This is a genomic window from Paenibacillus sp. FSL L8-0158 (genome assembly GCF_038592965.1).
GTDB lineage: Bacteria > Bacillota > Bacilli > Paenibacillales > Paenibacillaceae > Paenibacillus > Paenibacillus polymyxa_D.
In genome coordinates this window covers 4,736,875-4,760,508 of record NZ_CP151949.1, presented here as the reverse complement: position 1 = coordinate 4,760,508, position 23,634 = coordinate 4,736,875, and the positions used below count along the sequence as shown (strand labels likewise).

The following is a 23,634-nucleotide window of genomic DNA, read 5'->3' as shown; positions in this document are numbered from 1 at the left end:
ACCTAAGCCACGAATAAGCGGATGTTACAGTCTTGTTTATTTGGCGTGCTTCGGTTTTTTTCTGTTTACAATAAAGAGGATGGAGCATGTGTGGCTCTTGCTGGCATATGGAACGGGGGATCAAGATGAACATAGCAAAGGTCATTAACAACAATGTAATCAGCGTCTACCAGACGGACGGTACCGAACTCGTGGTGATGGGGCGGGGGATTGCTTTTAAGAAGAAGCCTGGAGACAAAGTAGACGAAACCAGAATTCAGAAGGTATTTGCTCTGAAAAACAAACAGACGTCCGATAACTTTAAAATGCTGTTACGTGAGGTACCGCTTGATTTGATCGTGATTGTAGAGGAAGTCATAAATGACGCCAAGCATAATCTGAATAGAAAGCTGAACGAAAATATTTATGTTTCGCTGACCGATCATATCAATTTCGCTGTTGAAAGATACCGGGAAGGATTGGAAATCAAAAACGCGTTGTTGTGGGAAATCAAGCAGCTATACAAAGAAGAATTTGCGATAGGTCTGAGAACGCTGGAACAAATCAAACAAAAGCTCGATATTGAACTGCCTGTGGATGAAGCAGCTTATATTGCCCTTCACATCGTGAATGCTGAAATGAACGAGGAAGTCATTACAACCATGAGTATTACGAAGTTTATCCAGCAAATTATTAATATCGCGAAGTACCATTTTAAGGTTGATTTTGACGAGGATTCTTTAAGTTATTTCCGCTTTATTACGCATCTGAAATTTTTTGCCCAGCGCGTATTTAAGGGAAATCACTATGAAAATAACTATGACCATTTGTATGACATGATTAAGGAAAAGCACAAGGAAGCAGCTGCTTGTACTGAGAAAATCGGAACCTTTGTAAAAAAAGAATACAATCACGAATTGACGAACGAAGAAAAGCTGTATTTGACTGTGCATATTGAACGAGTGGTGAACAGATAAGTTGTACTTTTTTAGTAAAAAAGAATCGGAAATATATATTTAAATGTTTTTGTTGACAAATATGGTAGATTAAATGTATTATGTGAGTAACAGGAATTTAATAAGTTTTAACTGGGATTGTTACTGGTTATGCAGGCAAAACCTAAGTCATGAAAAATTGCGGGACTCAAGTGCCCACCATTTTTCAAGGCTTAGGTTTTTTGTGTGCCTAAATATGTAAAATGCCCCTTAGAACATGGAGGTGTCCATCATGAGTTATGAAAAACTGGCTAAAGAAATTGTGCACCTGGTAGGCGGCGAAAAAAATGTAGTATCGCTCGTACACTGCGCCACGCGCCTGCGTTTTGTGCTAAAAGATGAGGCGAAAGCAGATAAGGCAAAGCTGGAAAAAACCGATGGAATTATTACGGTCAAGCAGAGCGGTGGTCAGTTCCAGGTTGTAGTCGGCAACAAAGTACCAGAGGTATATAATGCAATCGGCAAAGTATCTAATATTTTGAATGAAACTGGAAAAGAAGATCATTCAGCTAAAGGTAACAAAGGATTTGGCGCCGTAATCGACGTAATTTCCAGCATTTTTGCACCATTGCTCGGAGTTATGGCGGGGTCCGGTATTCTGAAAGGCCTGCTGCTGATTGCGAGCAACTTAGGCTGGTTGCTGCCGAAAGACACTACCTATATGATTTTGTATGCTGCAGCCGACAGTTTGTTTTATTTCCTCCCGCTCTTGTTAGCGGTTACAACAGCACGGAAATTCGGAGGTAATATCTTCGTTGCCCTGACCATTGCCGGAGGGTTGCTTTACCCGACCATTGTCACGCTAAAAACGGAAGCTACACCTACGGACTTTTTCGGTATTCCTATTGTAATGATGAGTTATTCATCTACCGTTATTCCGATCATTTTAGCCGTCATCGTCATGAGTAAGCTGGAAAAATGGTGCAATCGAGTGATCCATGAGAGCGTCAAAAACTTTATTACACCTTTGATTCTACTTGTAATTATGCTTCCTCTGACCCTGATGGTCTTTGGTCCAGTCGGGGTGTATGTGGGCAACGCGATCGCTACTGCACTCGTTGCTGCATTTAGCTTTAGTCCGTTGCTGGCTGGAGCAATCCTTGGTGCTTGCTGGCAGCTGCTCGTTATTTTCGGTGTTCACTGGGGTCTTATACCTGTATTTATTAATAACATTGCTGTTAACGGCCGGGATGGCATTAAGCCCGCTGCTTCGGCTTCCGTCTTTGCTCAAACCGGCGCAGCGTTTGGTGTTATGCTGAAAACGAAAAATAAAAAGCTGAAAACGCTGGCGGGTTCCGCTACACTTACCGCTTTATTCGGAATCACAGAGCCAGCGGTCTATGGGGTTACGCTACCGCTGAAACGTCCGTTTATTGCAGGTATTATCGGCGGTGCTGCCGGTGGTGCCATTATCGGTCAAGCGGGAACGCAAGCATTTGCCTCCGGCGCACCTGGATTGCTGACCTTGCCGATCTTTTACGGCCCTGGTGGACAAGGATTCCCGGGATTGATTTTAGGGATTACGGTTTCATTCCTGGTGTCGGCAATTCTGACCTATATTTTAGGATTTGAGGACCCGGTCGAAGCAGAAGAAACCACCGACAATTCGGCTAAAGAATCAATTACGCCAACCGATGTTTCCAATGAAGAGATACTTAGCCCGATTGAAGGAACTGTGGTGGCTCTAACAGAAGTTCCAGATCCTGCATTTGCCTCAGAGGCTATGGGCAAGGGCATCGCCATCCAACCGACAACGGGCAGAGTCGTGGCCCCGTTCGATGGAACCATCACTGTGGCGTTCAAGAAAAAACATGCGCTTGCGGTTGTTTCACCCCATGGCGCAGAAGTTTTGATTCATGTTGGAGTAGATACAGTCAAGCTTGACGGTAAACATTTTACTTCCCATATTAAAGAAGGCGACGAGGTAAAAGCTGGGGATCTACTGCTTGAGTTTGATGTTGAGCAAATCAGGGCAGAGGGTTATCCTACGATTACGCCAGTTATCATTACAAACTCTTCCCAATATGTCGAAATCGTTCCAATCGCTCAAGGACAGGTAACGGAACAGGCCCCACTGTTGAAATTGTCTAGTGCTTCAAATGAGAAAGAAGGCATCGCCTGATGCCTTAAGGATAAAGCTCTGATGGTCCACATCCCGGATCATCAGAGCTTTTTTGTCGTCATTTTATGTAGCGGTAAGCCCATCTGTAATTGACAATATGTCAATTAAATTAACTTGTATGGGGGTGAAAACTAATCTATAATTTTTTGTAATTATGCAAATTTTCTGAAAACATAGACTAGAAAATCAATTGATTGATCAGGGGGAAATACAAGGAATGTTAGAGCAGTGGGCAGAGGCAGTAAACGGCGTCATTTGGAGCAATCCTGTGGTATATGTCTGTTTGGGCGTGGGACTATTATTTTCGATCATGACTCGATTCCTACAAATCAGGCATTTCAAAGAGATGATCCGTCTCGTATTTAAAGGGAAAAGTTCAGAGGCAGGTGTATCCTCTTTTCAGGCCTTTACGATGGCGCTATCGGGGCGTGTAGGGACGGGAAATATTGCGGGGATTGCATTGGCAGTCGGTATGGGTGGACCCGGGGCGATATTTTGGATGTGGGTCATGGCTTTTATCGGATCAGCTACTGCGTTTGTTGAATCCACATTGGCTCAGGTATATAAGGTAAAGCGCGATGGTCAGTACCGAGGTGGCCCAGCCTTTTATATTGAAAAAGGGACGGGCTTTAAATGGTTTGCCGTCATTTTTGCCGTCGCTGCGTTAGTCGCGATGTGTTTACTGATGCCGGGAACTCAATCGAACTCCATTGCTGTAGCTTTTCACAGCTCGTTTGGCATGGATATGAAGGTTTCGGGGATTCTAGTAGTCGTGTTGCTGGCGCTTATCATTTTTGGGGGTGTAAAAAGGATCGCCAATGTGGCTCAGATTGTCATACCGTTTATGGCACTTGGCTACATCCTTGTCTCTTTTTATATTATGATGACGAATATTACTGCGCTTCCCGATGTATTTTCGCTGATTTTTCGCAGTGCCTTTGGCGTGGATTCTGTGTTTGGCGGTATAGCAGGGACAGCGATTGCCTGGGGTGTAAAACGGGGTATTTACTCCAACGAAGCCGGACAAGGCTCAGGTGCGCATCCGGCAGCCGCCGCGGAAGTGTCTCATCCCGCAAAACAGGGGCTAGTTCAGGCTTTCTCCGTGTATGTGGATACCTTTTTAGTCTGTACGTCTACGGCTTTTATGGTCTTATTCACAGGTATGTACAACGTGAAGGGACCGGGTGGCAATTTTATTGTACAGCATCTCCCAGGTGTTGAAGAGGGGACTCAATATACACAGGCTGCTATTGAATCAGTATTTCCGGGTTTTGGGTCGAGTCTGCTGTCCATTACCTTGTTCTTTTTCGCTTTTACGACCATTATCGCGTATTATTACATCGCAGAAACGAATATGGCCTACCTAGTTGCCGACCGTAAAGCCAAATGGCCCATGTTCATCCTAAAGCTGGTTATTCTGGGTTCGACGTTCTATGGAACGGTCGTCAAGGAATCGGCCCTGGCGTGGACTCTGGGGGATATGGGGGTCGGCATTATGCTCTGGGTGAATCTGATTGCTATGATTCTGTTGGCCAAGCCTGCTCTTCTTGTGCTTAAGGATTACGAACAGCAGCGGAGGCAAGGGTTGGACCCGGTATTTGACCCAAAGAAGGCAGGCATTTCAAACGCCGAGTATTGGTCAAAGGAATATCAGTCTCCTGCAGATGAGTTGACGATCACTGCCAAACCGAGCAAGCTTCAGGCCTAATAAGATAGATAAGTAAGATCAAAGGTGGCTCCGCGGGGAGTCATCTTTTTTTCGTTATCTTGCCTTTACATTCCAAGAAGGGTACATATGTTCACTATATAGTCTATAATTTAGACAGAAGGATTTTGAATAATCCTGCCATAGATATGTGGGAGGCCACATTTGTATTAGAGGGGTGATTTGTATGAAAATATCCGATTTATCCATAGCAGACGACAAGTGGAGAGCTATTGTAGAAAACGACAAGTCTTATGACGGTGTATTTTTGTACGCTGTGAAGACAACGGGAATATTTTGTCGCCCCTCCTGCAAATCCCGACCTCCCAAAAGAGAGAACATCCGTATATTTAAAACAGCAGAGCAGGCATTGGCTGAGCATTTCCGTCCATGCAAAAGATGTAAACCGACAGGACAACGATTGCCTGATCATGAATGGATCGCACTGGTTACAGAATACGTGAATTCTAACTATATGAAGGACTTAACATTGCACATCCTAGCTGAGATAAGTCATGGAAGTCCGTATCATTTACATCGTACCTTTAAGCGGGTCATGCATCTAACCCCGATGGAATATATACAGCAGACCAGGTTGGAACAAGCGAAGAAGCTGCTCATTTGCTCAGATATATCTGTTGCAGAAGTGGGGGAGAACGTAGGTCTGTCCAATGCACCTTACTTTATTACGTTATTTAAAAAGAACACAGGCTACACCCCATTGCAATATCGCCAACTCAAATCAAAAGCAACACAAAATGGAGGTACACGACATGGCACATCAAATAAATAAAACGATCTATTGGTCATTATTGACACATGAGGATTGGAATTTATATATCGCAGCTACATCGGAAGGATTATGTTATGTAGTCTCTCCCGATCATCCTGTAGAGGAATTGTTTTCTTGGGCGGGAAGTCGATTTCCCGGCAGTCCTTTAGTTGAAGAGGATGCTGTTTTACAGCCTTATGCCAAGGAGTTGATTGAATATTTCCAAGGGGAGCGCACCCAATTTACATTGTCCTTTGACTTTCATGGGACTGCGTTCCAGCTGGCGGTTTGGAATGCGTTGTGTGATATTCCGTATGGGGAAACTCTATCCTATTCAGACATTGCCAACGCTATTCAAAAGCCAGCCTCTGTTCGTGCAGTGGGGGCTGCCATCGGTGCTAATCCGATTTTGGTCACCGTCCCTTGTCATCGGGTCATTGGTAAAAATGGAACTATGACCGGATATCGTGGTGGTTTGGACATGAAGGTGAAGCTTTTGCAACTCGAAAAGGCACAAGTGGCATCGGTTCAGTATGAAAAATGAGTATTACAAATCCCCCAAGACCCTTCTGAATAAAGGGACAGGTTTCTTGTCAGGTTATACACACTCGTTGAACCCGTATACTGGCTGTACCTTTGGCTGCTCGTATTGCTATGTACGTCAATTGCCAGTCTCCACGTTTCGTAAGGAAGCTTGGGGGACATGGGTTGATATTAAAAAGCAGGCGGCAGATATTCTTCGCAAGGAGCTTCGCAGAGCCAAATCGAAAGGTAAAGTCACGATTTTTATGTCATCAAGCACAGATCCTTATCAGCCTGCCGAGTACAAGGAAGAGGTGACCCGGTCTCTGCTGGAGGTGATGGTGGAAGATCCACCGGATTTTCTCTTTTTACAGACGCGCAGTCCACTGGTACGGCGGGATACCGATTTACTGCTCCGATTGGGGGATCGTGTTCGTGTGAGTATGACTGTAGAAACAGATCGAGAAGATATACGCAAACATTTTACCCCGGAAGCTCCTCCCATCCAGGCTCGTCTCCAAACGCTGCAACTGTTAAAAGAGGTAGGTGTACCGACGCAAGCTACGATTGCTCCGATGCTTCCAAGCAGTGAACATTTTGCAGACAAGCTTTTGCCTCTGGTCAACCGTGTCTGTATTGATGATTATTTTATGGGAGATGGCAGTGGGGGGAGACGAACGCGTAGCTTAAAAATAGGTGCGCTGTACGAGTCATTGGGGCTGGAAGAATGGTATCATCCTGCTGCCTATAAGACGGTTTATGAACGTTTTCTCCATGTTTTCCCGAAAGAACAGCTCTACGTGAGCAAAGAAGGATTCGAACCTTGATGGAACAGAAGTCTATGCCATTGAACCAAGAGTGAACCATATAAGGGGGCAGCGGGAGAACGAATGCAAACCGTAATGACCAAAAACTTTGATTATGGGGACAAGGAAATCAATTATCTAAAAAACGTAGACACCGTACTTGGTGCAGCGATGACGCAAATGGGCAAGGTAGAACGGGTGATCATTCCCGACCTGTTTGCGGCACTCGTTCATGCAATTGTGGGACAGCTTATATCGGCCAAGGCGGTTCAGACCATATGGGCAAGGATGCAGGAGAAGTTAGGCGTGATCACTCCACAAAATATAGTTGTTCAGACGGCTTTAGATATTCAAAGCTGTGGCATCACCATGAAAAAGGCCACATGTATCCTTAATATAGCCCAGACGATCGAGCAGGGCCTGTTGGATTTACAGGAATTATATGAGCTTTCCGATGCACAGGTGATCGAGAAATTGTCCTCGCTGCAAGGAATAGGACCTTGGACGGCTGAAATGATGCTGATTAATTGCATGGAGCGTCCAGATGTCGTCAGTTGGGGTGATATGGCTATTCGACGGGGAATGATGAAGTTGTACCATCTGGATACATTGACCAAGCAGCAATTCGAGGAGTACCGCCAAGTCTATTCGCCTTATGGTTCGGTGGCCTCCATTTATTTGTGGAGTATTTCATTTCGTTAAAAATCAGGGAGTGGAAACGATGGAGAAAACAATCAGAGAACAGATACTGTCATATGTGGATGCGGATTTTCAGAAATTCACGGCTGCATTGCTTCCGACGATTAATAATGTGCTGGGTGTACGTCTGCCAGTGCTGCGTAAGCTAGCTCAAAATATCGCCAAAGGGGATTGGCGTCTCTATCTGGAGACTGCTGAAAGTGAGCACTTCGAAGAAGTCATGCTGCAAGGCATGGTGATTGGTTCTGTAAAAACGGATATAGAGGAAGTTTTGAGTTATACCGCCAAGTTTGTTCCTAAAATTGATAATTGGTCCGTATGTGATAGTTTCTGTGCCGGATTGAAAATCACCAAACATCATAAAGAACGGGTGTGGGAGTTTATTCAACCCTACTTGCTCTCCAAGAAAGAATATGAAATTCGGTTTGGTGTAGTTATGCTTCTGAATTTTTATATTGAGGAACAGTATATGAACCAGGTGCTTACTCTGCTAGATCAGACCTATCGTGAGGATTATTATGTACAAATGGCCGTAGCATGGGCGATATCGATCTGTTATATCAAGCTGCCTGAGGTAACCATGGCGTATTTAAGTCATAATACATTGGATGATTTTACCTTCAACAAAGCACTGCAAAAAATCACGGAATCATATCGGGTGGATCAGGCAACGAAAACGACCATTCGCGGTATGAAGCGAAAAAGAAAATAGGATCGGGCTCAGCAGCCAGGTACGCACTTTGCTTTTTTTGGAATCTAATAATAAAATGGAAGTAACTTTCGAAAAGGAGATGACGTGAATTGGCAGAGCAAGTGCGTCTTGGTAAAACAGATTTATATGTAAAACCAATTGGTTTGGGTGCAAATAAGGTGGGAGGACATAACCTCTTTTCCGATTTGAACAATGAAACGGGCAAAGAAGTTGTTCGCACAGCTTTGGACAACGGCATCAACTTTCTGGATACGGCTTTTATTTATGGACCTGAGCACTCGGAACGATTAATTGGTGAGGTATTGAAAGAGCGTGGTCAGCGTGATAAAGCTGTTATTGCCACGAAGGGTGCACACAAATTTGTGAACGGAGAGGTTGTTTTTGACAACTCGCCTGCTTTTTTACGTGAATCCGTCGAATCCAGTCTGAAAAGACTGCAGACCGATTATATCGATCTGTTCTATATCCATTTCCCCGATGAAGCTACGCCGAAGGCAGAAGCAGTCGGAGAACTGAAGAAGCTTAAGGATGAAGGCAAAATCAAGGCTATTGGCGTATCTAACTTCTCCATTGAACAACTTAAGGATGCGAATAGCGACGGTTATGTAGATGTGCTCCAATCCCAATATAATTTGTTTCAACGGGAAGCTGAGAAGGATCTGCTGCCTTATACCAAGGAAAATGGCATTTCGTTTGTGCCTTATTTCCCGCTAGCTTCAGGATTGCTGGGTGGTAAGTATACGAAAGACATGACCTTCACGGACATTAGAGCGAATAATCCACTGTTTCAGGGAGATACATTTGCTCGTAATTTGGACAAAGTAGAGCAGGTACGGGAGATTGCTAACGCGTTGAATGCAGAGGTTGCTCATGTTGTGCTCGCATGGTATTTGACCCGCGATTCAATTGATGCCCTCATTCCAGGAGCGAAGGGGCCGGAGCAGGTGCTGGCGAATTTGAAGACGCTAAATGTCCAATTGAGTCAGGCTGATATCGAAAAGATTGACCACATTTTTAAATAATGAGTGCACCTGAAATTTGCAATTGTATATGTATTCCATCTAGAGAAGCTGCCGGACGGGCGGCTTCTTTTTCGTCCCTTCCTTGCATATCCTTGTAGGGTAAGTTCAACGCTGCGGGGGGATCAGAATGAATAGAAAACCGCAATGGCACAGCAGACCCAACAAAAGGCGACGCGGCAGACGCAGGATGTGGCTCATTGTGGTACTGGCGCTGCTGGTAGGAATCATACAGGTGGCCGCTTATGTGGAGCAGCATTTGAAGCCGCCCATGATGCATCTGGCAAAAGTGCGGGTCAAACAAATGGCGACGGAGGCTATTAATTCAGCAATTACAGCACAGGTAGAGCAGGGGAAGACGGCTGATAATTTGATCGAATGGAGAACGGATGCACAAGGGAGAACCTCCGGCTTTGTTCTGAATTATGCAGAGCATATGAGAATTACGTCAGACACGCTCAAAGCAGTCAAGGCAACGATGGACAGCATGAGCCATTTTGATGAGAGCGTTCCGATTGGTCAGGCATTGGGCAGTCCGTTGTTGGCAGCTTATGGCCCCAAGATTCCTCTAAAGGTGGAGCCGCATGGAGCGATCAAGGTGGATTTAAATACGCGTCAACAGGATGCGGGCATAAACATGATCTTGGTGGAAGTGTACATTCGGATTACGACGGAAGTGTCCGTGGTTATACCGTTTGAGATGCAACCTCAGATTGTGGAGACAGAAATCCCCGTTTCTTATTTGCTGGTGGTGGGCAACGTTCCGATGTACTACTATGACAATCAGGGAAAACCAGTAGGTAAAAATGGTGAAGCTGCTCCGCAGTTGGCGTTGCCTCCCCATTCCATAGAGAGTAACGGCGCTATAGATTCCAGCATAGTAAGTGTTCCAGAGGTACAGGAAAACCCAAACTCCTCTAGTCAGCCCCCAACGCCATAGAGCAGAGTGGAGTGACGTGAGCTGCTCAGGAAAAATAAAAGGGACCCTATGAGGAGGTCCCTTTTGTCTTTCCTTTTTTGAGCGCTTTGCGTTCGGACTGCTCCCACTGTCTTAATAACGGATATGGGTCAAAGGACCAATCTGCCCAGCCATTGTCCCGATATATACCATAGTGCAGATGCGGTGGAAACTTGCCTTGGGTACCGGGTTTTCCATAGCCCGAGCTTCCGACCCAGCCAACCGTCTGGCCAGGTGTAACGACGTCTCCATTGTGGACGGTTTTGTCAAAGCCGGAAAGGTGCGCATAGTAGTGATAGCGATTGTTAAGATCTCGGATTCCGATGCGCCATCCTCCAAAGGGATTCCAGCCCTTCATTTCAACTACACCGTAGCAGGTACTGCGAACTGGAACTCCGTAGCCAGCAAACAGATCAGTTCCTTCATGTATACGGTAGCCGCCCCAGCTGCGACGGCTTCCCCATGTGCTGCGGTAGCTATAAATGCTGCCTAAGGGAAGGGGGAAAGCTTGGCTGACCAGATCCAGCTTGCCATACGTCCGATACAGCTTGGCAAACTGCTGAACTCTTTGAACTGCGCGGCTGTTATGGTAATATTCCCAAACGGCAATACCAAATTCATCCTCGTTGTTTCCATACTTTCCGAGATAAGATGCGATGCTGAACAGCAGATCCTTGTCATTATTGCGGTCAGCAATTCCATCACCCGAACCGTCTTGTCCCAGCCCGGAAAATAGTTCTATGGAACGCGGATTTTGATCCTCCGAATCAGGGTTCATCAAGCCGGACCAGATCGGTCCCGTAACGAAAATACCTATGATCCGTTCTGCATGCTTGCGATCTTTGGGATGGGCCACCGTAAGTGTGCGTTCATACTGGTCGATGGCGGCCAGCCGGTACCAAGGAACTCCAGTCAGGGCTTCGATGGATTGATATAAAGCCAGCCTGGACGTATACGACGAAGACTGAGCATGTGAAGCATCTACATTTGCGGTCAGGCTGCTTCTGGCGGACGAGGACTGTAAGTGATTGGCAAGGGCATGGGCAGGAAGCGGACAGGCCGTTGTCAGTGTAGTAGCGCATAACAGCAGCGATAACAGACGAACAGCGCGGGCTGTCCGCGTAGGGTAAGGCACGTGAACCGACCTCCTATAGAAGGGCTTAACCGCCCGGTAAATTCTAGACCCATATTCAATAGCGTGAATAGGGCGCTTTTGTTTAGATTGAGCCATATCCGCCGCTTTTATCCATATAAAAAGTTTACTTTTTTCGGCATCAATGTCATATCAAAAAGGGAACAATGAATGGAGGTTTTTCCATGGCTTTCATGTTATAATGTATGACAATGACAGCTTAAGCTTATCAGAAAGAAGGTCTATGCCATTGTCTAGAAAAGAGAAGGAAGCTAAGCCCGACTGGATTCGTATTAAACTTACGACAGGCGATAACTATCAAGAAATCAAGAGCATGATGCGTTCCAAGACATTACATACCGTATGTGAGGAGGCACGATGCCCTAATATATATGAATGCTGGGCCAATAGGACAGCTACATTTATGATTTTGGGTGATATTTGTACGCGTGCGTGTCGTTTTTGCGCAGTAAATACGGGATTGCCTACGGAACTGGACTTGCAGGAGCCTGATCGCGTCGCGGAAGCGGCGGGGAACATGAATTTGAAGCACTGTGTCGTAACCAGTGTGGCTCGCGACGATTTAAAAGATGGGGGCGCTACTATATTTGCAGAAACGGTTCGTGCGATTCGCGGCCGGTTACCTTTGTGCAGTGTAGAAGTATTGATTCCCGATTTTATGGGCGATATTGAATCACTGCGAATCGTCATGGATGCCAAACCAGATATTCTAAATCATAATATTGAAACGGTGGAGCGCATGTCCGACAAGGTTCGGGCTAAAGCGAAATACCGTCGCTCTCTGGAGCTGCTTCAACGTGCGAAGCAATTAAATCCGGCTATTCCAACGAAATCAAGCATCATGCTAGGTGTCGGGGAAGAGTGGGACGAGATCTTACAAGCCATGGATGATCTGCGTAAAGTCGATTGTGACATTCTGACAATTGGTCAATATTTGCAGCCGTCCGAGAAACATTTATATGTGCAAAAATATTATCCACCGGAAGATTTTGCGAAGTTAAAGGAAGAGGGATTACAGCGGGGATTCAGCCACGTTGAATCTGGACCGTTGGTCCGCAGCTCCTACCAAGCGCATGAGCAGGTGAAGTCAGCCGCTCAGCATAAGGAAGAAAGCGCCCTTTCGCAGGCTTGATCCGGGAAAGGCGGTCAGAATAGCTTGTTTCAAATCGGTGGTAAAAACTATGAATTGTTGCAGGATCACAAGAACGGATGGAATCCCGAAGCGTTTCGTGATCGGTATAGTGAAGTGCTGGATCGCTATGATTACATTATTGGTGATTGGGGTTACAATCAGCTGCGTCTGAAGGGCTTTTATCGAGACGGCCATCCCAAAGCAAATAAGGATACATCTATAGTGGTACTGGACGATTACATTAATGAATACTGCAATTTTGGCTGTGCCTATTTTGTGCTGCAAAAAAGCCGTGAAGTGGTTAATAAAAACGGCGTCAATGATGAAATCGTTGCTCCAGATATTCAGCAGTTGGTAGATGCTCAAAGGGAACAAGCGGGAACGTTAGAAACCGAAGAGCAGCAAGAAGTATTGCAACATACAGCGGGAGAACAGGAGTGGCCGCAACCACAGCAGGATTCCACAGCTACGGAGGAATCGCGAGTGCAGCAGCCTCGAGAATCCCGAGAACCACGCGAGTTGCAACGTCGGGAACCGAAGGATGCCCAGGAAGTACGTGAGCGACAGCCGCGTGAAGCTCGCGAAAGTCGTTCATCCAGAGAAGGACGTGAAGGAAATCGGCAGCGTGAGCCACGTGAAGCACGTGATTCTCGCCAGCCAAGAGAACCACGTGAAGCAAAGGATGGACGCAATCCGGGTGAAGGGCAGCAAACCCGAGAACCGCGTAGACAGCGCAATCAGCAAGGGAGTTTCGATAAAAAGGAATCGCGTGGACCACGCTATGAGCGTCAACCAAAGGAAAATCGGGAGGGACGGCAAGTTCGTGTCTCACGTGAACCTGAGGGCCAGCGTCAGACCCATTCAGCTGCTAAAGCCGAAAAAACTGAGGGTAGTAAAAAGAATAAAACATTTACATCTCCACAACAAAACGGTTCCTGAATTTTTTCAGGAACCGTTTTGTTTGTAAAAAAAGAGCCAGAGTCGGCTCTTTTATAGGTTCTAATTAAGAAAAGCGTTGCGTACTCGATCCCAAAATGGGAAAGGACGGTAACGAGCGAAGCTGATCTTCTGACTTGCGACCTGACATCGAACAGAGATTAAGTCATCCACAGGAAAGTTCAGGTGATCTACTGTCAATAAAAGACGCTGATCTTTCCGTGAAAAAATATCACAATGATGATGTTTGGGCAGTAGCAATGGCGATCCCAGTGTCCGATACACGCGGTTATTGATGGAAGCGATCTCAGTCAATTGCAATGCTTCAATGGTGGGGTGAACCATAGCTCCGCCAAGTGCTTTATTATAGGCGGTCGTCCCTGAGGGAGTAGAAACACATATACCGTCACCGCGAAACATTTCAAAGGTGATATCGTTAATATCTACTTGGGCAACGACAGTGCCATCCACCCCTTTTAACGTAAACTCATTCAAGGCAATAAAAGAAGCATTGCCTGACTTCTTGTGAATTTCCAACTCAATCAGTGGATACTTAACGATTCTCGGGTTAAGCGGTCCCTCAGATCCGCTTTGGCTCATCAGGTGGATTAGCTCCTCCAGCTCGTCCGCACGCCAATCGGCGTAAAAGCCCAGATGACCGGTATGTACACCAACAAAGGCAATATCCGGAATACGGTCGATGAAGGTATGAAACGCATGAAGCATCGTACCATCGCCTCCAATAGACACGACGATTTCCGGCGATTCGGCATCCAGCTTGAAATTCTTTTCTTGGGCAAGACGGTGAAATTGCTGACTCAAGTCCATGGAGTGCTGATCCCCGCGATCCAGAACATAATATCTCAAGATGAAAAGCTCCTTTGTCATGGGTATATATCGATCATAATCAATTATGAGCAAGAACACAATCGTTCATTGCCTGTGTGTTCTTCTCAAACGTACGTATAAGCGACTTGTACCCACACTCAACCATGAGAGACTAAGCATTCCAGCCAGTATAAAGGCAAGAAACAGCAGACTTTGCAACAGCATGGCGGACGAGAAGCCAGGGGACCATACGATGTCGTATATTGGAGAAAAGACTGGAGAGCTTCCTTGGCCCATTAGAGGCCGCCATAACACAAGAGCGAGCAGTGCCGAGATGATGCCGTGCGCAGCCCGGGCCAGCAAAAATGGCATATAACGGATATTTGTCATATTTAAAATACTTGCAACCTGCGCATGAACCGACAGCCCGCCCCAGGAGAGAACAAAAGCGGCTGCCGCTACCTTGAATGGTAACGCCGCTGCCGTGGCTTTACCTGCGGCTTGCACTCCTAAAGTGACTTCGAAAATACCACCCACGATGGACTCCGTTAACGTAGGAGGAAGACCACATGTATTCAAGAGATTTGCCGTAAGCAGATGAAGCCCGCTCATTAAACCGGAGTTCGTCAAAGCTTCTAAAATGACGCAGAAGAATACAACTAGCCCCCCTACGACAATAATAAGGCGTAGGGAGGAAGTAATCGCCTGACGGAGTAACTCACCCAATGGACGACCATCTTCCAAACGAGCTGTATGCATGGCATATAATGCTTGGCGTAGGGGGCCAGGCTGTCCATTGCGACCTGCAGCTTTTGTATTCGTGGACTTCGACCAGGCTTTTTGCGTAGGTTGAGGGCGGTCGCTGCGAGTATCTGTTTCCCCTGAACGGGAACCGTGGAAGCGCATAAGCAGCCCGATGATGAGCACACCACCATAATGGGCCGCGCCCAGTACGAGTGCAATTTCTGGTTGATGGAAGAAGCCAACGGAAACCGCACCGATCAGAAATATCGGATCAGAGGAAGTCGTAAATGCGACCAAACGCTCTCCTTCAATGCGTGTGATCCATTTTTGCTCCCACAGCTTGGCTGTTAGTTTAGCTCCAATCGGGTAACCGGATGCACAGCTGACCGCAGCGACAAAACCTCCACAGCCAGGTACACGGAATAGAGGCTGCATCAGCGGATCCAACAGCGCACCTATGAAATGAACAATTCCGAAACCGAGGAGAAGCTCGGAAATAACGAAAAACGGAAATAAAGACGGAAACAGCACGTCCCACCAGATGGCAAGCCCCCGAAGCCCGGCATTCAGAGAAGATTGCGGGTATACAGCCATAAGCATAAATAGGAATAGCAGTGAAAGGATGAGCAGAGGAAGCGAGTAACGACGGTATAGCGACATAGAGGCCCCTCCTTTGGAGTTGTACTATTATACCTATGTCGGGGATGGACAAAGAGTACAAAAAATCAAAGAAAACGGTTACATTTGTTGCTGTATTTTTGTAAATAGTATGTTAAAATAGGAGAACAACGATCCATAACCTTAAGGATGGAGTGATCAGGATGAGTATCGTTGCCGGTCTGTTCGTATGTGCTTTTGTGTATGTTATTCGTGCCTCTCTCGTCCATCCCGGTGAAGAGGATTGGCGGAGTTATTAGTTGTATTTATAGAATGACGAAGCTGTGTGCAACGAAGCACATCCTCTTCATATGTTAAATTGATAAAATGACGCTTATTTTTAGCGTCATTTTTTGTTTTTTGTTATAATACGGGTGTATATTTATTACCATAGCACAGAAAGTTGGAGGAAAAGTGAACCCTAGCCTGAGCATTTATGACAACCTTGGGGGCGCGGAAGGTATTCGTGCTATTATTGAGGCCTTCTACCCGAGAGTTTATAAAGATCCGTTGTTAAGTCCCCTGTTTCCTAAAGACATGGAACCGGTTAAGGAAAAGCAGTTTATGTTCCTGAGCCAGTTTTTTGGAGGACCGTCCCTTTTTTCTGATGCATATGGTCATCCGATGTTACGTGCGAGACATATGAAGTTTCCCGTAACGGAGGAGCGAGCAGAGGCATGGTTGTCTTGTATGGCAGGTGCGTTAACGGATACGGGCATTGAGGAGCCGCTTCGTTCAATTATACTTAACCGTTTGTCTGGTCCTGCGCATCATTTTGTAAATACCCCGTAGCTTTCGGGGATTGCCGAATTTTGGAGAGGGTTGTAAAAACATTGGAACTTGAACCGTTATATCAGATCAAAATCACTTGCTCACATTGCGAAGAAGAATTTCAGACATCCCGTGTCAGACCAAGCCTAAAGAAGGCCATTCGTACGGATTCAGATTTTTGTGCTTATTATAAGAATGAAAATCCGGATTTTTACGTTGTAAGGGTCTGTCCTCATTGTGGATTTACCTCGACAGAGCACTCTACCGTTCAGTTAAGCGATCAACAAACCAAGATATTCAAGGATAAAATCGGTAATCGCTGGCAGTCTCGCGAATATGGCGGGCATCGTAGCTGGGAAGAGGCATTAGAAACGTATAAACTGGGTTTACTCTGTGCCCAGGTCATCGGAGAAAAGGAACGCGTAGTAGCCAGTCTATTACAGCATATCGCATGGATGTATAGATACCAGGGAAATGAGGAGCAGGAGCTTCGCTTTCTCAAATTTAGTCTGGATTCTTACGTTCGGGTTTATGAGCTGGAGGGTGTCGGGGCGAATAATGCCAAACTGCTGTATCTGATTGGTGAATTGCATCGACGTACAGGCAACTTTAACGAAGCGGTACGCTGGTTTTCGCGTGTCATTAATGACAAAAAGATTATGGATGCAGCCATGATCCGGGCTTCCCGCGAACAGTGGTCTGTACTGCGAGAACAAATGATGGCTAAAAATTTCCAACTGCCAGAGGAAATGCAAGACGCAAGCTCCTCCTGAAGAAATAAAGGTGTGTACTATGGCCGATTTAGGCTCATGGTTCACACCTTGTTTGTAAAACGGGTTATCTTATCTTACAACTCATGAATTAATGATGACGCAATGTGGTATCTGACAGCAAATAATCGTCATCACAATCCACTAAAGTAATCTTGTTATGGCAACATGGAAACACAAGCAGCTTTTTCATACCTTCGTGTATGAGCTTAAGTTCTTTAGGCTTCAGGGGCAGCAATACATTATCATGGTCGCAAAACGGACAAGACTGTACATAAACGTCTCCCATGACGATGTCATAAGGCCAGGTTTTATGAAAAGGGATCATGATTTGTCCGATTCTCCGCCGTTCGGGTCAGCGGTTTCTTCTTTAGCCAGTTCGGCCAGCTTTTGCATCAAAATGTGCTGGGGTGTATGCATAAGGTGTTCCAGCGGAATACCGAGCTTTTCGGATAATTTCACAGCTGTTTCCGGCGAAATTTGTAAGGGTCTCATTCTGTTTTCCTCCCAATTGTAGTGATTTACTATCACGATGTAGCTTTATTGTATATGAAACCACATGAATTCGCCAAAAAAGAAAGGTGGAACTATTATGAAAACACCGTTAAAGCAAACATGGGATCTGGAATCTATTTTTAGCGGAGGGTCTTCCTCTGCCTCATTCCATGCATTTTTGGAAGAATTGGAAAGCAAGGTCCAACAGCTGCAGTCCCAGCTTAAAGCAGCTAAAGTACCACAAACGGTATTGGATACCGAGCGTCTGGATAGTGTATTGAATAGCATTCAGGAGCTGTTTAATGGCGCGTCGCAGGCGGGTTCCTTTGTCTCTTGTCTAACTGCTCAAAACCAGCACGACAAGCTGGCTGTTCAACTGGGGGCGCGTGTCAACACGCTGTATGCCCAAGGGAAAAGTGCTTTAGTATCTTTCCAGAACTTGCTGGCACAAACCAGTGAAGACATTTGGCAGAAATGGATGGAGCGCGAAGCTATCCAGCCGATTTCTTTTGTCCTGAACGAATATCGGAACGAAGCACGTGAAAAAATGGCTCCTGAGCTGGAAAGCCTTGCATTAGATCTAGCAGTGGATGGCTATCATGGATGGGGCGACTTCTATGATACCATTGTCAAAAATATGACGATCCCTGTACCAGAAAATGGCGAGATCGTAAACCTGTCTGTAGGTCAGGCAGCTAATAAGCTGGATGAAGCAGATCGCAGCGTACGTAAAGACGTGTTTGCACGTTGGGAAGAGGCATGGACTCAGGTAGAGGACTATTGCGCGGATACATTGAATCATTTGGCAGGCTTCCGTCTGAAGCTATATGAAAAACGAGGCTGGACAGATGTGCTTAAGGAACCGCTGGAAATCAGCCGTATGTCCGCACAAACGCTGGATACGATGTGGCAGGTTATTAATGAAACGAAGCCTATTGTAGTCAAATACTTGGAGCGAAAAGCAAAGCTGCTGGGCTTAGAGAAGCTGTCCTGGCATGACGTTGAAGCTCCGCTGGGAACATCAACCTCTAAAATCCCTTACGACGATGCTGCTGTAACGATTGTTGAGCAATTTGGTAAGTTTAGCTCGAGAATGGCTGACTTTGCCCAAATGGCTTTTGAGAAAAGTTGGATTGAAGCAGAGGATCGTCCTGGCAAACGTCCGGGTGGTTTCTGTACGTCTCTGCGTCTGAGCAAAGAGACCCGTATTTTTATGACCTATGCCGGATCACCATCCAACGTTTCGACACTGGCCCATGAGCTCGGACACGGTTATCACCAGCATGTGATGAATGAATTGCACCCATTGAATCAAAATTATGCCATGAACGTAGCTGAGACGGCATCGACGCTGGCAGAACTTATTGTATCAGATGCTTTGCTGGAAGCTGCCGAGGGTCAGGAGAAGGTAGCTTTGCTGGAGGATAAGATTCAGCGTGGTGTAGCCTTCTTTATGAACATTCATGCCCGTTTCCTGTTTGAAACCCGTTTTTACGAGTTGCGGAAAAAAGGAGTCGTAGGAGCACAACAATTAAGCGAGTTGATGGAACAAGCGCAGCGTGAAGCGTTTAGTGGTATCCTGGATGAGGCTCATCCTCATTTTTGGGCATCCAAGCTGCATTTCTATATTACGGACACTCCTTTCTACAACTTCCCGTACACATTCGGGTATATGTTCAGTGCAGGAATTTACGCTTTTGCGAAGGAAAACCCTGACGGCTTCGCCGACCAATATGATGCCTTGCTGCGTGATACAGGTCGCATGACAGTCGAAGAATTGGCTTCCAAGCACTTAGGTACCGATTTAACACAGGCTGACTTCTGGCGTAATGCTGCGCAAGTTACGGTTCAGGATATTGAGCAATTTTTACAAATGACAAAATAACGGATTTACACTTTTGAAAGGTCTCCTATAAGGGAGGCCTTTTTTGTAATTTTTGCAGAAGATGATGAACAAAGTCGCAAAATGTCGAAGTGTAATTAACATTACCTGTTGGCGAAATTTAAAATGATGGATATACTTAGAAAATAGTTATAAATACCCAATTGTGTTGGTTTTGATTGTAAGGTTAAAAATCTTCGCATATAATTGAGCCGTAAGACCTATTAATTATTTTTGGATAAGGTACATAGGAGGGTTTTTGTAATGGATGAAGTAGGTCAATTGTCGTTGGCAAGGCAGATGGATATCGTTTTAAAAGAACTGGATAATGAACTGGCGGGTTTGTCGTCAGGCATCGTATTTGTACAAATACGTAACAATGTAGTTGGGAAGTTTGGGATTCGCCATAATCCGCTTGCAGGTAAAGGTGGCACGTTTGCAGCAGTAGAACCGGGGTTATCAGCAAAGCATCGGGAGGATTTTCGGCGTATGGCCCTAGAAACGCTAAATCATAAGCGTAGCTGGACTCATGGTGAGATTGCTTTCGATTTTGCCATCAGACAAGGAACGATTTTGGTAGATGCAACACTGGAGTCCAACTACAACATGGCGAATCTCATGATCCGCTACAACAAGCCTACATACCGAGCGGCTAATTCGGAATAATCATCAATATGAGGATTTTGCAAAAATCCCATAAGCGACTTCCAATGAACAAGATATAGGATCGAAATGGTTTAGTTCGTCTATATCTTGCACTTCGGAGCGACTGGAATCGAATTTGTAAAATCCTAATTTAAAAAAGAGAAAAGGCGGCCTTCCATGGGAAGACCGCCTTTGTTATATGCCCGTATAACGCATTTTGGTAAATTACGATGAACGGAATGCTCATGTGGAATAATGACGCTTATTGACCTGAACGTCCTGATAATTGCTGTTCGGCCAGCTGTACCAAGCGTTTAGTGATATAGCCTCCCAGAGAACCAGCTTCACGGGATGGCATGTCACCGTAGTAACCATCTGCCGGAATGGTGATGCCCAGCTCTTGTGCAGCTTCATATTTCAATTGTTGCAGTGCGTTGTTGGCTTGAGGAACAACAAGGTTGTTACTGCGACGACTTCTGCCTTGATTAGCTTCATTCATGTGTAGTCACCTCCTTCGGCTGTGATGAGGTTAGTATGCGACAGAGTTATGAAAATATGCGCCGAAGGAAGGAAAGTGACTAGAGGGAAATTACGGATATATGATTTGAATCTGAGTTTTGAGGTCGATGGATTGCTGAGGCTCCAGACGGATCAGCCCGCCTCCTCCAACAGGATCAGGTAAATTAGGAGCATCTGACAGCCATGTATAAGGCTCAATGCAAAGATACTGATCGCATTCACCTTTGGTGTATAACACCCAATACTTAAAGTATTGCTCATCTGCTGTGTAGCGGATTTGATAACCGTCGTCACGAGCCAAAAGAGCTTCAGCAGGGCCTTCCGTTGCTCGCAGCAACGTATCTAGATTCGTTCCTTTCAGAGAAAGACCCGAAGAGAGCTGCTCCAAGTCATCCAACGAAGTAATGCTACCTGTAGGTAGCTGTTCAGCATCCTGTTCATATACGCCGTTTACAGGTAGCTTTAGGCGCCAGCGCTCAGGTTCTCCGTCCACCATAAACCAGGTGTGATACCCCAAGCCAAATGGGGCTGCTTTTTCACCCAAATTCGTTACGCGCAGTGTTTGACTTAATACAGCACCCTGCAAACGATACGTCATCTCCAGACGCAAGGGAATGGGGAATTGTTCCATCCAGTGCGGATCACTTTCTGTCAAAAGCTCGGTAGTGACACTGCAACCTTCTTCATCCTCTTCAATATCACTGCAGCGCCAGGATTGATTACGATGCAGACCGTGTATATGATTGTCATTGGCTGTATTTCGGTCGAACTGGTAAGGAACACCGTCAAACTCAAATTGTCCTTTGCGAATTCGGCCTGGAGGAATCAAAATGGGCAAGCCAAAATGATAAGGCTTTTGTAAATAAAAAGCCAATTCTTCCTCACCGGGCCGACGTACGATATCCCGGTCGAGCTTCAGATCACGCACTGAGATAATATTATTCCCGAGGCGAGGGATCATCGTAACTTCCAGTTCACCACTATGTAAAACATACGTGTCGTAACCGTTCCAGTGTTCTTTGGTCACTTGTTTCATATCCATGCTCCTTTGTCCACTATAATCGGTTGAAGCTTCGTGTCATTATGATAACAGATTTTTGATCGTAGGGCACAATCGTCATTTGACAATAACATTATGCGGAATTATCATTAATGTAGTTTAGAAAGTAATGACATGGATAACGCGATGATGAGGACAAGTAAGCTTTTGCACAAGCTCTTCAGAAAGCCGGTGGTGGATGGGAACCGGTGAGCCTGCACTGCTGAATGGACCTTGGAGTGCCGCACAGAACAGGATTTTACGTTCCTCAGTATGACGGCCGATTGCTCCCCGTTAACGGAGCTTTAAGATTGCAATCAGCCACGGAGCATAGCTCCGACAAGTAAAGGCTGACGGCAATGAATAAGGGTGGTACCACGGTCTCGCGTCCCTTGAGGATGCGGGGCCTTTTTGCGTTCTAAAATATTGAAATAATCGGAGGAGGAAGAATATGAAAACCGTACTTTCAGGTATTCAGCCTAGCGGACAACTTACTTTGGGTAATTACATCGGCGCAATGAAAAACTTTGTCAAATTGCAAGAGGATCACCAATGTTACTTTATGGTTCCAGATCTTCATGCGATTACCGTACCGCAGGAACCAGCTCAATTACGCGAGCAGTCGGAGGCGGTAGCGGCATTATTTATTGCAGCGGGTATTAACCCAGAGAAATCCAACGTCTTTTTACAATCCCATGTTCCTCAGCACGCTGAGCTGGGATGGTTGATGACAACACTGACGAATATGGGCGAGCTGGAACGTATGACTCAGTTTAAGGACAAGGCTGCTGGCAAGGATTCCGTAGGAGCAGGGCTGTTCGTATATCCGTCGTTGATGGCAGCTGACATTTTGCTCTACAACGCGGATCTCGTCCCGGTGGGCGAAGATCAGAAACAGCATCTGGAGCTGACACGGGATTTGGCGGGCCGCTTTAATCATCGTTATGGAGATTATTTTACAATTCCCGAGCCGTATATCCCTGAAGTAGGGGCGAGAATTATGTCCCTGGATGATGCATCCAAAAAAATGAGCAAGAGTAATCCGAATGCAGGCAGTTTTATTGCGCTGCTGGACGATCCGAAAGTTATACGCAAAAAAATCAGCCGTGCTACGACCGATTCTGGCAGTGAGGTTAGATATGATCCGGCCAATAAACCTGAAATTAGTAATCTAATGAGCATTTACAGCCAGTGTTCCGGTTTGTCGCTCCAAGAAGTGCAGGATCGTTATGAAGGCCAAATGTACGGGACATTTAAAAAAGAACTGGCAGAGACCGTTGTAGCTATGCTTGAACCGATTCAGCAGCGCTATCGCGATATCCGGGAATCCGGTGAGATTGGACGTATTTTGGCCCAATCCGCAGAGCGTGCTCAAGAAGCTGCTGAAGTCACGCTGTCTGCGGTCAAAGAGCGCATGGGCTTTCTGCCACGTCTACGCTAGAGCCATATTGCAAGCAAAACGGATCAAGCCTTCTATAGAATTGGCTTAGGAGCGGCGTTGTCGGGCTTTAACCACGAAACCCCAGCCGATATTGCCGACAGATAATATCCCCAGTAGAATGGCAAGCCATGCGGAATAACTGATGGATATAGCAGCTGCGGTCAGCAGGACAATGGATGAAACGGCGAACCATAGGGATAAACCTTTGCTCATTGGTAAAAACCTCCAGTGTTCGAATGTTGAATTTCAGGAATAAGTAGTTGTAAGCGAGCCATAATAATCTTGCAAGCTTGCAATGAACCTCACTCACAAAGAACTGAAAGGAGATTCAAA

At 45.9% G+C, this 23,634-nt stretch carries 25 protein-coding genes; 17 read left to right on the top strand and 8 right to left on the bottom strand.

Annotated features, from left to right (window positions below):
- Nucleotides 1-125 precede the first annotated feature (125 nt).
- From NSQ68_RS21045 to yunB, 10 genes are all read left to right on the top strand, one after another.
- A complete protein-coding gene (locus tag NSQ68_RS21045) occupies nucleotides 126-956 on the top strand; it encodes a PRD domain-containing protein (protein ID WP_307353157.1) in 831 nt (276 codons plus the stop codon).
- A gap of 250 nt (nucleotides 957-1,206) precedes the next feature.
- Nucleotides 1,207-3,096, top strand: a complete 1,890-nt coding sequence (locus NSQ68_RS21040) for a beta-glucoside-specific PTS transporter subunit IIABC (protein WP_342427097.1) — start codon at nucleotides 1,207-1,209, stop codon at nucleotides 3,094-3,096.
- Between the two features lie 217 nt (nucleotides 3,097-3,313).
- Complete coding sequence (locus NSQ68_RS21035; RefSeq protein ID WP_307353163.1) at nucleotides 3,314-4,804, top strand: alanine/glycine:cation symporter family protein; 1,491 nt, start codon at nucleotides 3,314-3,316, stop codon at nucleotides 4,802-4,804.
- A 184-nt stretch (nucleotides 4,805-4,988) separates the two neighbouring features.
- On the top strand, nucleotides 4,989-5,594 hold the full coding sequence (locus NSQ68_RS21030) for a bifunctional transcriptional activator/DNA repair enzyme AdaA (protein WP_342427096.1): 606 nt from the start codon (nucleotides 4,989-4,991) through the stop codon (nucleotides 5,592-5,594).
- Nucleotides 5,575-6,117: a methylated-DNA--[protein]-cysteine S-methyltransferase gene (locus tag NSQ68_RS21025; protein ID WP_342427095.1), complete on the top strand. Its 543-nt coding sequence runs from the start codon at nucleotides 5,575-5,577 to the stop codon at nucleotides 6,115-6,117. The genes NSQ68_RS21030 and NSQ68_RS21025 overlap by 20 nt, the downstream gene beginning before the upstream one ends.
- Entirely contained in the window at nucleotides 6,107-6,922 is an 816-nt protein-coding gene (locus tag NSQ68_RS21020) for a radical SAM protein (RefSeq protein WP_342427094.1), read from the top strand. Before NSQ68_RS21025 ends, NSQ68_RS21020 begins: the two co-directional genes overlap by 11 nt.
- 63 nt (nucleotides 6,923-6,985) lie before the next feature.
- Nucleotides 6,986-7,603 carry a DNA-3-methyladenine glycosylase 2 family protein gene (locus NSQ68_RS21015; RefSeq protein WP_342427093.1) on the top strand — a complete coding sequence of 206 codons (618 nt, stop codon included), beginning with the start codon at nucleotides 6,986-6,988 and terminating at the stop codon, nucleotides 7,601-7,603.
- 19 nt (nucleotides 7,604-7,622) lie between these two features.
- Nucleotides 7,623-8,312 carry a DNA alkylation repair protein gene (locus tag NSQ68_RS21010; RefSeq protein ID WP_342427092.1) on the top strand — a complete coding sequence of 230 codons (690 nt, stop codon included), beginning with the start codon at nucleotides 7,623-7,625 and terminating at the stop codon, nucleotides 8,310-8,312.
- 89 nt (nucleotides 8,313-8,401) lie between these two features.
- Complete coding sequence (locus tag NSQ68_RS21005; RefSeq protein WP_342427091.1) at nucleotides 8,402-9,334, top strand: aldo/keto reductase; 933 nt, start codon at nucleotides 8,402-8,404, stop codon at nucleotides 9,332-9,334.
- Between the two features lie 187 nt (nucleotides 9,335-9,521).
- The gene (gene yunB / locus NSQ68_RS21000) at nucleotides 9,522-10,271 is read left to right on the top strand and encodes a sporulation protein YunB (RefSeq protein ID WP_307353474.1); all 750 of its coding nucleotides are present in this window, start codon (nucleotides 9,522-9,524) and stop codon (nucleotides 10,269-10,271) included.
- A gap of 46 nt (nucleotides 10,272-10,317) precedes the next feature.
- Here the strand turns inward: yunB and NSQ68_RS20995 are convergent, their stop codons facing one another.
- Entirely contained in the window at nucleotides 10,318-11,424 is a 1,107-nt protein-coding gene (locus NSQ68_RS20995; RefSeq protein ID WP_307353178.1) for a M23 family metallopeptidase, read from the bottom strand.
- Between the two features lie 247 nt (nucleotides 11,425-11,671).
- Between NSQ68_RS20995 and lipA the strand changes: the two genes are divergently transcribed.
- Nucleotides 11,672-12,574, top strand: coding sequence for a lipoyl synthase (gene lipA, locus NSQ68_RS20990; RefSeq protein ID WP_029518195.1), 903 nt, complete (start codon nucleotides 11,672-11,674; stop codon nucleotides 12,572-12,574).
- A gap of 24 nt (nucleotides 12,575-12,598) precedes the next feature.
- Nucleotides 12,599-13,513 (top strand): YutD-like domain-containing protein, encoded by a 915-nt coding sequence (locus NSQ68_RS20985; RefSeq protein WP_342427090.1) that lies wholly within the window; start codon nucleotides 12,599-12,601, stop codon nucleotides 13,511-13,513.
- Nucleotides 13,514-13,573: 60 nt separating this feature from the next.
- Here the strand turns inward: NSQ68_RS20985 and NSQ68_RS20980 are convergent, their stop codons facing one another.
- Together NSQ68_RS20980 and ylbJ are read right to left on the bottom strand one after the other, a co-directional pair.
- On the bottom strand, nucleotides 13,574-14,377 hold the full coding sequence (locus NSQ68_RS20980; protein WP_013372943.1) for an NAD kinase: 804 nt from the start codon (nucleotides 14,375-14,377) through the stop codon (nucleotides 13,574-13,576).
- A 66-nt stretch (nucleotides 14,378-14,443) separates the two neighbouring features.
- Nucleotides 14,444-15,742, bottom strand: a complete 1,299-nt coding sequence (gene ylbJ / locus NSQ68_RS20975) for a sporulation integral membrane protein YlbJ (protein WP_342427089.1) — start codon at nucleotides 15,740-15,742, stop codon at nucleotides 14,444-14,446.
- Nucleotides 15,743-16,153: 411 nt separating this feature from the next.
- Here ylbJ and NSQ68_RS20970 point away from each other — a divergent pair, with 411 nt between their 5' ends.
- Together NSQ68_RS20970 and NSQ68_RS20965 are read left to right on the top strand one after the other, a co-directional pair.
- Nucleotides 16,154-16,531 (top strand): globin, encoded by a 378-nt coding sequence (locus tag NSQ68_RS20970; RefSeq protein ID WP_029518198.1) that lies wholly within the window; start codon nucleotides 16,154-16,156, stop codon nucleotides 16,529-16,531.
- A gap of 20 nt (nucleotides 16,532-16,551) precedes the next feature.
- Nucleotides 16,552-17,283: a DUF2225 domain-containing protein gene (locus NSQ68_RS20965; RefSeq protein WP_307353190.1), complete on the top strand. Its 732-nt coding sequence runs from the start codon at nucleotides 16,552-16,554 to the stop codon at nucleotides 17,281-17,283.
- Between the two features lie 88 nt (nucleotides 17,284-17,371).
- Here the strand turns inward: NSQ68_RS20965 and NSQ68_RS20960 are convergent, their stop codons facing one another.
- Together NSQ68_RS20960 and NSQ68_RS20955 are read right to left on the bottom strand one after the other, a co-directional pair.
- Nucleotides 17,372-17,608 carry a hypothetical protein gene (locus NSQ68_RS20960; protein ID WP_307353192.1) on the bottom strand — a complete coding sequence of 79 codons (237 nt, stop codon included), beginning with the start codon at nucleotides 17,606-17,608 and terminating at the stop codon, nucleotides 17,372-17,374.
- Nucleotides 17,605-17,775 carry a YycC family protein gene (locus NSQ68_RS20955; protein WP_014277894.1) on the bottom strand — a complete coding sequence of 57 codons (171 nt, stop codon included), beginning with the start codon at nucleotides 17,773-17,775 and terminating at the stop codon, nucleotides 17,605-17,607. Before NSQ68_RS20955 ends, NSQ68_RS20960 begins: the two co-directional genes overlap by 4 nt.
- Nucleotides 17,776-17,872: 97 nt before the next feature.
- Here NSQ68_RS20955 and NSQ68_RS20950 point away from each other — a divergent pair, with 97 nt between their 5' ends.
- A complete protein-coding gene (locus NSQ68_RS20950; protein WP_342427088.1) occupies nucleotides 17,873-19,660 on the top strand; it encodes a M3 family oligoendopeptidase in 1,788 nt (595 codons plus the stop codon).
- A 261-nt stretch (nucleotides 19,661-19,921) separates the two neighbouring features.
- Entirely contained in the window at nucleotides 19,922-20,323 is a 402-nt protein-coding gene (locus NSQ68_RS20945; protein ID WP_013311862.1) for a hypothetical protein, read from the top strand.
- A 241-nt stretch (nucleotides 20,324-20,564) separates the two neighbouring features.
- Here the strand turns inward: NSQ68_RS20945 and NSQ68_RS20940 are convergent, their stop codons facing one another.
- Nucleotides 20,565-20,801, bottom strand: a complete 237-nt coding sequence (locus NSQ68_RS20940; protein ID WP_013311861.1) for an alpha/beta-type small acid-soluble spore protein — start codon at nucleotides 20,799-20,801, stop codon at nucleotides 20,565-20,567.
- Nucleotides 20,802-20,891: 90 nt separating this feature from the next.
- Nucleotides 20,892-21,857, bottom strand: coding sequence for an aldose 1-epimerase (locus tag NSQ68_RS20935; RefSeq protein WP_307353201.1), 966 nt, complete (start codon nucleotides 21,855-21,857; stop codon nucleotides 20,892-20,894).
- 454 nt (nucleotides 21,858-22,311) lie between these two features.
- Here NSQ68_RS20935 and trpS point away from each other — a divergent pair, with 454 nt between their 5' ends.
- Nucleotides 22,312-23,301 carry a tryptophan--tRNA ligase gene (gene trpS, locus NSQ68_RS20930; protein WP_307353203.1) on the top strand — a complete coding sequence of 330 codons (990 nt, stop codon included), beginning with the start codon at nucleotides 22,312-22,314 and terminating at the stop codon, nucleotides 23,299-23,301.
- Nucleotides 23,302-23,346: 45 nt separating this feature from the next.
- Here trpS and NSQ68_RS20925 read toward each other — a convergent pair whose 3' ends face one another.
- Complete coding sequence (locus NSQ68_RS20925) at nucleotides 23,347-23,514, bottom strand: hypothetical protein (protein ID WP_342427087.1); 168 nt, start codon at nucleotides 23,512-23,514, stop codon at nucleotides 23,347-23,349.
- Between the last annotated feature and the right edge of the window lie 120 nt (nucleotides 23,515-23,634).

Bases quoted from the DNA above. Each gene is read 5' to 3' on its own strand.
- NSQ68_RS21045 (WP_307353157.1), top strand. From the start codon at position 126: ATGAACATAGCAAAGGTCATTAACAACAATGTAATCAGCGTCTACCAG.
- NSQ68_RS21040 (WP_342427097.1), top strand. From the start codon at position 1,207: ATGAGTTATGAAAAACTGGCTAAAGAAATTGTGCACCTGGTAGGCGGC.
- NSQ68_RS21035 (WP_307353163.1), top strand. From the start codon at position 3,314: ATGTTAGAGCAGTGGGCAGAGGCAGTAAACGGCGTCATTTGGAGCAAT.
- NSQ68_RS21030 (WP_342427096.1), top strand. From the start codon at position 4,989: ATGAAAATATCCGATTTATCCATAGCAGACGACAAGTGGAGAGCTATT.
- NSQ68_RS21025 (WP_342427095.1), top strand. From the start codon at position 5,575: ATGGCACATCAAATAAATAAAACGATCTATTGGTCATTATTGACACAT.
- NSQ68_RS21020 (WP_342427094.1), top strand. From the start codon at position 6,107: ATGAAAAATGAGTATTACAAATCCCCCAAGACCCTTCTGAATAAAGGG.
- NSQ68_RS21015 (WP_342427093.1), top strand. From the start codon at position 6,986: ATGCAAACCGTAATGACCAAAAACTTTGATTATGGGGACAAGGAAATC.
- NSQ68_RS21010 (WP_342427092.1), top strand. From the start codon at position 7,623: ATGGAGAAAACAATCAGAGAACAGATACTGTCATATGTGGATGCGGAT.
- yunB (WP_307353474.1), top strand. From the start codon at position 9,522: ATGTGGCTCATTGTGGTACTGGCGCTGCTGGTAGGAATCATACAGGTG.
- ylbJ (WP_342427089.1), bottom strand. From the start codon at position 15,742: ATGTCGCTATACCGTCGTTACTCGCTTCCTCTGCTCATCCTTTCACTG.
- NSQ68_RS20960 (WP_307353192.1), bottom strand. From the start codon at position 17,608: ATGATCCCTTTTCATAAAACCTGGCCTTATGACATCGTCATGGGAGAC.
- NSQ68_RS20955 (WP_014277894.1), bottom strand. From the start codon at position 17,775: ATGAGACCCTTACAAATTTCGCCGGAAACAGCTGTGAAATTATCCGAA.
- NSQ68_RS20950 (WP_342427088.1), top strand. From the start codon at position 17,873: ATGAAAACACCGTTAAAGCAAACATGGGATCTGGAATCTATTTTTAGC.
- NSQ68_RS20945 (WP_013311862.1), top strand. From the start codon at position 19,922: ATGGATGAAGTAGGTCAATTGTCGTTGGCAAGGCAGATGGATATCGTT.
- NSQ68_RS20940 (WP_013311861.1), bottom strand. From the start codon at position 20,801: ATGAATGAAGCTAATCAAGGCAGAAGTCGTCGCAGTAACAACCTTGTT.
- NSQ68_RS20935 (WP_307353201.1), bottom strand. From the start codon at position 21,857: ATGAAACAAGTGACCAAAGAACACTGGAACGGTTACGACACGTATGTT.
- trpS (WP_307353203.1), top strand. From the start codon at position 22,312: ATGAAAACCGTACTTTCAGGTATTCAGCCTAGCGGACAACTTACTTTG.
- NSQ68_RS20925 (WP_342427087.1), bottom strand. From the start codon at position 23,514: ATGAGCAAAGGTTTATCCCTATGGTTCGCCGTTTCATCCATTGTCCTG.